The 7,212-nt window shown below is 64.2% G+C and carries 3 protein-coding genes; all 3 read left to right on the top strand.

Features of this window, described 5'->3' with window-relative positions; all coding sequences use genetic code 11:
• Nucleotides 1-16: 16 nt before the first annotated feature.
• Nucleotides 17-3,208 carry a non-ribosomal peptide synthetase gene (locus tag GGR66_RS09640; protein WP_184448069.1) on the top strand — a complete coding sequence of 1,064 codons (3,192 nt, stop codon included), beginning with the start codon at nucleotides 17-19 and terminating at the stop codon, nucleotides 3,206-3,208.
• A 22-nt stretch (nucleotides 3,209-3,230) separates the two neighbouring features.
• Entirely contained in the window at nucleotides 3,231-4,934 is a 1,704-nt protein-coding gene (locus tag GGR66_RS09645) for a cyclic peptide export ABC transporter (protein ID WP_184448070.1), read from the top strand.
• The coding region (locus GGR66_RS09650; protein WP_184448071.1) for a condensation domain-containing protein at nucleotides 4,931-7,212 on the top strand (2,282 nt) is incomplete at its 3' end. The genes GGR66_RS09645 and GGR66_RS09650, both read left to right, overlap by 4 nt.

Here is a 7,212-nt window from a genome sequence, read left to right on the forward strand (position 1 = left end):
CGATGGAAGCGATTGGATGAAGCACATGGTTCTCGAATTGACACCGGCACAGCAGGACATCTATCTGGAGGGGCAGCTCTTCGGGAAGGTGGTGAACAACATCGGGGGCTATCAGGTCTATCGCGGCGAGCTGGATCTTGGCCGTTTTCGGCAGGCACGCACTCGTCTGTTGCAGGAAAACGATGCCTATCGCCTGCGTTTCCGCGAAGTCGGGGGCCGTTGCACGCCGTTTCTCAGCGACGTGTGCCAGACCGAACTGCGCATCGTGGATGTTGCCACCGCGGCGGCTGCGCTGGCCTGGATCGAGGAACGCATGGCGACGGCGTTCGGCGACATCGCATCGAACGTATTCGAAGATGCGCTGCTGCGGCTGGCATCCGGCGAGCACTGGTATTTCTCCAAAGCCCATCATCTCATCATGGATGGCTGGGGATTCGCCCTGCAGATGCGCCGCTTTCTTGGGATGTACGCAGACCTGGGCGAGACCGCTCCTGAGGTGGCGCTCGGCCGCCCACCCTGCTCCTTCGTCGATCACATGCTGCGCCAATCCGGCTATCGCGGCAGCCCGCAGTATCTACGCAGCCGCGAACATTGGCTTTCGCGCCACACTGGCACAAGGGATGCGCTGTTCCCGCTTTTGCATACTCCGGCAGCAATTGGCAGCAAGCGTGTCAGTGCAGTCCTGGATGCGGCCTTGCTCACCTCGCTGCGGCAACTGGCCGCCGACGCGAAGGCCGATCTGGTCGCGGTGATGCATGCAGCGCTGTACCTCTATTTTTCCAGGTCGTACCAGCGCACCGATCTCGTCATCGGCTCGCCTGTGCACAACCGACGCAATGCGGATGACAAGGACACCATCGGCTCCATCGTCAACGTCAACATGCATCGGTTCGCCGCGCAGCCCTGCATCTCCTTCATCCAACTGGTCGAATACGTGGCCTCGGTGCTGCGGCAGGACTATCGCCATGGCCGCTTCCCGCTCGGCGACCTGGTCAGGGCACTTCGCGAAAAGCACGGCACCAGCGACGATCTCCCATACGAAATCGCCTTCAACTATCAGAAGTTGGATTTCGATTTCCAGATCCATGGCGAGCCGGTGGAAACGCATTACCTGTCGCACTCGCAGGAGCGTGCCCCACTGACCTTCGTGCTTTGCGACTATGGAAACCAGGACGTGCGGCTGCATCTGGACTATGCGCTCGGCCATTTCGGCGAGACCGACGCGCAGGCCGTGCTCGACAGGCTCGTGCACGTCCTGCACCAGGTCGCTGCCGATGGCAGACAGCAGGTCGCTGCGTACCGGCTCCTGCTCGCGGAGGAATCGCAGGATCAGTTCAGCGTCTGGCAAGGCGCCGACGTCGCGTTGCGCCCGGACGCGTGCATCCACGATTTCTTCGAAGAGCAGGCCGAGCGTACACCCGACGCCGTCGCCGTGGCGTGCGGCTATTCCACGCTCACTTACGCCGAACTCAACCGCAGGGCCAACCTGCTGGCCGCCCGGCTGATCGAGCAAGGCGCCGGCCCTCGGCACATGGTGGGTGTGTGCCATGGCAGATCGCTGGAACTGGTGGTCGCGTTGCTCGCCGTGCTGAAGTCCGGCTCTGCCTATGTCCCGATCGACCCTGCCTATCCACCATCGCGGATACGCCACATTCTCGACGATGCGCGCCCAGCGATCCTGCTCGCCGACGCGGTGGGTGCCCAAGCCCTGGGTGATGTCGGTGGGTCAGCCATCCGTACGGACCTCCCTTGCGCCAAGGCCGCACAGGACGAGCGTGCAGCGGTGAATCCGGCGCGCGCGACAACCGGGCTGTCCGCGCGGGAAGTCGCCTACGTCATCTACACCTCCGGCTCGACAGGGCGACCCAAGGGCGTCCTGATCGAGCATCGCAACGCCGCCGCGTTCATCCAATGGGCGCTCGCGCACTATTCGGCCAGCGAGTTGTCCGCGGTGCTCGCTGCAACATCGATCTGCTTCGACCTGTCGGTATTCGAACTCTTCGTGCCGCTCGCCATCGGCGGCCGCGTCGTCCTGGCAGAAAACGTGCTGGCGCTCAGGGACCAGAAGTTCGACGGCGTCTCGCTGATCAATACGGTTCCATCGGCGATCCGAGCACTGCTCGATGCCGCAGCCATTCCCACCTCTGTGCGCTGCCTCAACCTGGCCGGGGAACTGTTGCAGCAGGAGTTGGTGGACGCGCTTTATATGCAGCTTGCGGCAGTGAAGGTCTACGACCTCTACGGCCCCTCCGAAAGCACGACCTATTCCACCGTCTGCCTGCGCAGCAAAGGCGGGGACGCCTCCATTGGAAGGCCTATCCACAACACCCAGGTCTACGTCCTGGACGAGGCAGGCGATCCGCTTCCGACCGGCATGGTCGGCGAACTCCATATCGCCGGTGCCGGTCTGGCCAGGGGCTATCTGAACCAACCCGCGCCCACCGCGGAGCGATTCGTGTTCAACCCCCACGCGCAAACTCGGGTCTATCGGACCGGCGACCTGGCGCGCTGGACCAGCGATGGCCGCCTGCAGTACAGAGGACGCAAGGACAATCAGGAGAAGATCCGCGGCTATCGGGTCGAGCCAGGGGAAGTCGAGGCATGCCTGCTGGAGCACCCCGCGGTCACCGAATGCGCCGTGGTCGGCCACGGCACGGCGGGGGTCGCCGAAGGCCGGATCCTGCTGGCCTATGTCGTCGTGGCGCCGGCAGGCGAGGACAAAGCAGATCCCGCCATGCCCGAGATTCTGGACGATCTCGCCAGGTTCCTGACCATGCGCCTGCCGGCACATATGCTGCCATCGCGCTTCATTCCGCTCTCCGCGCTGCCGTTGACCCCCAACGGCAAGGTGGACCGCAAGGCATTGCCTGCGCCAGGCTCCGCACCACGCGGCGCGGCTGCCGACGCGTCACCCCGCAATGACACCGAACACCGTCTGACCATGTTGTGGCAGGAGACGCTGCAGCAACAAGGCATCGGCATTCACGAGAACTTTCTTTCGAGAGGCGGCGACTCCTTGCTGCTGCTCAAGCTTGCCTCGTCCATCGAACGCGAATTCGCGCTGCGCGTCGACCTGCCGCTGCTGTTCTCCAACACCACGATCGCCGCACAAGGCCGCTTGCTGATCCAGCAACTGGAACTGGAGCGCGTGCGCCACGCGACATGCGATCTGCGGGAAGCGTCATCGGACACCTTCATCGATCTTTGAGCGCAGGACGGACTATCAAGCCATGGTGTTGGACGTCGTCAAGCAAAGCAAGCCGCAAATCGCGCTCGCCAGCGCGATCAGCATCGCTGCCGGCGCAGCCAACATCTGGCTGTTGGCCCTGGTTGGCCGCGACATGCGCGCCGCCGTCGCCGCGCCGGATGCAATCGCAGAATTTGCCGGCGCCTTGGTATTGATGGTCGGGTTCGGCCTGGTCTCTCAGGTGGCGCTGTCGCGACTCAGCGCCAACATGCTGCATGGCCTCCGGCACAAGCTGGTGCAGGCCATCAGCCACCTATCGGTTCGCAGAATCGAGGCCATCGGGCGCCACCGGCTGTACGCCGCGCTCACCCGCGACGTCCCTGCGTTGCACGACTTCCTCGTCGCGCTGCCCAACTACGTGTTCAACATCACCGTGGTGCTGGCGTGCCTGGTCTATCTCGCCGTCATCTCATCCCGCCTGTTCCTGGTCTTCTTCGTACTCCTCCTCATCGGCCTCTACGTGGCCAAGGTCGTCATCGCCGACCGGGCGGAGGCGCGCTTCCAGTTGCGCCGCAAGGTGGAGAACGATCTGTTCAAGTGCTACGAAGCGGTCATCGACGGCAGCAAGGAACTCAAGCTGAACCCGGACCGGGAGGGCTGGTTGATCCGGGATGAGCTGGAGGGATTCGCCCAAAAATACAAGGACGCCACCAAGACCGCGGAGTTGTTTCTCAACATCTCCAACAGCTGGGCGACCGCGATCATCTTCATCGGGGTCGGCACGCTTCTGTTCCTGTCCTCGCACATCGGCGTGCCGGACCGCGAACCGGTGGTGACCTTCGTGCTGACCATTTTCTATATCGTCGGCCCGCTCACGGTCCTCATCAATTCGTTCCGCACCGTGCACGCCGCCAAGGCGGCCGTCGCGCACCTGCATGCGCTCAGACTCGATGCCACGGATACCGCCTCCTCCTCACCCTTGGCGATGGAGCCGTTTCAGTCGCTGTCGGCGAAAGGACTGTTTTTCCGCCATGACAATCCGGACGGAGAATGTCCCGGGTTCAATGTCGGCCCGCTGGACCTGGACATCGTGCGTGGCGAGATCGTCTATTTCGTCGGCGGCAACGGAAGCGGCAAGACCACCGCGGCGAAGCTGCTGACCGGATTGTACGAGCGCCATGCCGGCGAAGTGCTGATCAATGGCGTGCAGTTGGCAGACCAGCGGGCGCACTTCCAGTATTTTTCTGCGATTTTCCAGGATTACTACCTGTTCGAAACGCTGGTGGCGAAGCACGGCAAGGAGATTGAGCCCGAGCAGGTGCGAGACTGGCTGGACAGGCTGCATCTCTCCGACAAGGTCAGCGTCGAGCACGGACGCCTGTCCACCACCAGGCTGTCCTATGGCCAGCGTAAGCGCCTGGCCCTGCTGATTGCCTACTTCGAGCAGTCGGAGATCTACGTCTTCGACGAGTGGGCCGCGGACCAGGATGTGGAGTTTCGCGAGTTCTTCTACGGCACCTTCCTGCCCGGGCTGAAGAAGCTGGGCAAGACCTCGATCGTGGTCAGTCACGACGAGCGTTACTTCCATCTCGCCGACAAGGTGCTGAAGTTCGACAACGGCGTGATCGCGTCCACCACCCAAAACACTCCGAGCGATGCCTTTTGCGTGGAACGCGACAGCCCCCCAGGCAGCCGCCAGCCCGCCATGAACCCTTTCACCTTGGAACGGACGTCTGCGCGCACATGAACATTCACGATCTCCTGAGCGAATGCGTTCGCAGCGGCATCCGTCTGGCCGAGAACAACGGCGATCTGCGCGTCCACTTCGATGGTCCCACCCCGGATCGCGCACTGCTCGATCTTTTGCGCCGGCACAAGCAGGACATCCTGCAACAACTGGCCAAGTCGGAGACGCGGCATGTCGCGGGCATCCCGGCACTGGCCCCGGAGACGAGGACATCGGCTCCGGCATCCACGGCGCAACGCCGCATGTGGCTGCTCCACATGCTGGAGGAGGCGAATGGCGCATACAACATGGTCGGGGTCTACCGCGTGCGCGGCAGTTTCGATGCCGCGCACATGCAGGCCGCGCTGGATACGCTGGTGGCGCGCCACGAGGCCTTGAGGACCGTCTTTGCCGAGGAAGATGGCGAGGTGCGGCAATGCGTGCAGCCCACAGGGCGCGTGGCATTCGAGCACCTCGATCTCTCCATGGCCACCTCCGATGAGGCCGAGCATGCCCTGCAGCGCTTGCTGCAGCGCGAGAACCGGTGGCGTTTCGACCTTGCCGCCGGACCATTGCTCCGCGCCACCTGCAGCGACCTCGGCAACGGCAACTGGATGCTGCTGCTGAATATCCACCACATCGCCGGCGACGAGTGGTCCATCGGCATTCTGGAGCACGAGATCAGCGCGCTCTATACGGCGCTTTCCGCCGGCACGCCGCCGGCGCTGCCGGCACCGACCCTCCACTACATCGACTACGCAGCATGGAGCAACCAGCAGGCCGAGGGTTCCGAACAGTTGGCGCAGCTCGACTATTGGAAAGCAAAGCTGGCTGGTTTGCCGGCGCTGCACAGCCTGCCGCTGGACAAACCGCGGCCTGCAGTCCAGGTCTACGACGGCGGCACCGTCCGCCGGATTCTGCCGCAACGCTGGCTGCAAGCCGCGCAGACGCTATGCCAGGCCAGCAACGCCACGCTTTTCATGTATCTGCATGCGGCACTGACCACTGTCCTGTCTGCTTACAGCAACGAGGACGACATCACTCTTGGTTTCCCCGTCAGTGGCAGGCAACGCAAGGAACTGGAAACGGTCGTCGGCTTGTTCGTCAACACGCTGGTACTACGCGTGCCAATGCGCGGCGACATGACGTTCGCCGATGCCCTGGCGCTCAGCCGGGAGGCCGTGATCGAAGCGCTGCAGCATCGTGACGTGCCCTTCGACACCCTGGTCGACACCCTGTGCTCGGGGCGCAGCCCCGCCTACACGCCGTTGGTGCAAATTTTCCTGGCGCTGCAAACACAGGAGCGCGCCGGGTTGCGCCTGCCTGGCATCGACGTCGAGGCACTGGACAACCCCGGCGCTCCGGTGAAGTTCGACCTGCAGGTGGACGCCGTTGCGTCGGATGCGGGATTGATCGTGGATTGGCGCTTCAACCGCAGCCTCTTCGAGGATGCCTCGATGGAGCGCATGGCAGACGCGCTGGTCCGCGTGCTCGAGGCAAGCGTACATGCACCAGACCAGCCCCTGTCCCGCATCGACCTGCTGGCGCCGCAGGAACGCCAGCTATTGCTGGAGACCTGGAACCAGACCACGGCCCCCTATCCCGACGATCGCTGCCTCCACCAGCTGTTCGAGGAGCAGGTGCAACGCAGCCCGCACGCCACGGCCCTGGTCCTGGACACGCACACGCTCAGCTACGCCGCGCTCAACGCACAGGCCAACCAGCTCGCGCACCACCTCATCGCCCAGGGCCTGCGCCCCGATGGCCTGGTCGCCCTGTGCGTGCAGCGCTCCTTCGCCATGGTCGTGGGCCTGCTCGCCATCCTCAAGGCCGGCGGCGCCTACGTGCCGCTGGATCCGGACTATCCCGCCGCACGCCTGCAGCAGATCCTCGACGACGCCGATCCGGCCCTGCTGCTGGTCGATGCCGCCGGCCGCATCGCCCTCGGCGACGAGGCCCTGCCGGGCCGCCACGTGCTGGACCTGGACCACCCGCATCCGGCCTGGCACCAACAGCCGCAGACCGATCCGGATCCGCACGCCCTCGGCCTGCACGCCCGTCATCTGGCCTACGTCATCTACACCTCCGGGTCCACCGGAACCCCCAAGGGCGCCCAGAACGAGCACCGCGCCCTCGTCAACCGCCTGGTCTGGATGCAGCAGGCCTATCGCCTCGACGCCCGCGACGTCGTCGTGCAGAAGACTCCCTTCGGCTTCGACGTATCGGTCTGGGAGTTCTTCTGGCCACTGCTGAACGGGGCCACCCTGGCCCTGGCGCCGCCGGGGGCGCACAAGGATCC

The sequence above is a fragment of the Xanthomonas sp. 3498 genome (genome assembly GCF_014199795.1).
Lineage (GTDB): Bacteria > Pseudomonadota > Gammaproteobacteria > Xanthomonadales > Xanthomonadaceae > Xanthomonas_A > Xanthomonas_A rydalmerensis.